This is a genomic window from Peptoniphilus sp. DNF00840, from assembly GCF_001553125.1.
GTDB classification, from domain to species: Bacteria; Bacillota; Clostridia; order Tissierellales; family Peptoniphilaceae; genus Peptoniphilus_A; species Peptoniphilus_A vaginalis.
On record NZ_KQ960228.1, the window covers coordinates 1 to 703 of the forward strand.

Annotated in this window: 1 protein-coding gene; it reads right to left on the minus strand. The window is 35.0% G+C overall.

What is annotated here, in order from left to right; all coding sequences use genetic code 11:
• Window positions 1-703, minus strand: a 703-nt coding sequence (locus tag HMPREF1864_RS05900; RefSeq protein WP_197415072.1) for a copper amine oxidase N-terminal domain-containing protein, incomplete at its 5' end; no start/stop codon positions are given.

Here is a 703-nt window from a genome sequence, read left to right on the forward strand (position 1 = left end):
TTATTTCACAATTTCTCTTGTAATAATAACTTCCTTTGTGCCTTCATTCCAGTGGATGTCCTTGCCATCTTTTAAGCCTAATGCTCTTGCAATATTTGCTATTGCTAGCATTGTTCTATCATTTTTAATAACTGGCTTAACATCACTAATATATTCTTTTTCGTTAACGATGATTTTATTTGTATCTACTGGAATCTTTACTACATTTTCCTTATCAATTAGGATTACAGTCCTGCTGTCCTTATCCCACCTTACATTAAATCCTAAGGCTTCTGCTACAAACCTAATTGGTAGCATTGTTCTTCCATTTTCTATAAATGGTGCAACATCCATCATTATTCTTTCTTCAACACCATCTACTGATTTTATCATCTCTTTAGATCCAATTATTAGTTTTACATTTAGCTTCATAGTTTTAGCTACATTTACTATTACTGGGATAGATGGAGTGTGATTCCTTTTATATTCTATTGGTGGGTTAGGTTTTGGTGCAGGTGTCGGTTGACTTTCTTTTTTGAAGTAGGCTTTTACTGTTATGTCTTTGTTGATTGCTGTAGATTTATCTAAGGCTGGGTCCCACTTGTCAAATTCATAGCCTGCCTTTGATGTTGTAGCCGGTGCCTTGTCTTTTAAGTCTGCTAAGGTTTTACCTCCTGTCTTTAATACATAGAAGGTGTTTTCTGCTGCTACTGTTCCCTTGCTT